This is a genomic window from Erwinia sp. V71, assembly GCF_965644245.1.
In the GTDB taxonomy this organism is placed as follows: domain Bacteria; phylum Pseudomonadota; class Gammaproteobacteria; order Enterobacterales; family Enterobacteriaceae; genus Erwinia.
Genome location: NZ_CBFFRK010000308.1, coordinates 1 through 345, shown reverse-complemented (window position 1 = coordinate 345; position 345 = coordinate 1). Strand labels below are relative to the sequence as shown.

The 345-nt window shown below is 47.5% G+C and carries 1 tRNA gene; it reads left to right on the top strand.

Annotated features, from left to right (window positions below):
- The first annotated feature begins 121 nt into the window (after nucleotides 1-121).
- A tRNA-Glu gene (locus ACSZO1_RS22765) sits at nucleotides 122-196 on the top strand.
- Nucleotides 197-345 lie beyond the last annotated feature (149 nt).

Below are 345 nucleotides of genomic sequence, written 5' to 3'. Positions count from 1 at the left end.
GTAGGGGAACCTGCGGTTGGATCACCTCCTTACCTAAGTGAATCATTCCCGCGAAGTGCTCACACAGATTGTCTGATAGAAAATGTAACGAGCAGAACGGCTGCGAAGCCGACACATATGTGTCCCCTTCGTCTAGCGGTTAGGACTCCGCCCTTTCACGGCGGCAACAGGGGTTCGAATCCCCTAGGGGACGCCAGCTGCTGGTATGTGGGTGAAAGACACAGACCGATGTATCTTAAAGATGACTTACGAGTCATGTTTAAGATATTGCTCTTTAACAATCCGGAACAAGCTGAAAATTGAAACGACATGTCGTTTTATTCTCCGCATAAATGAGAATAAAGA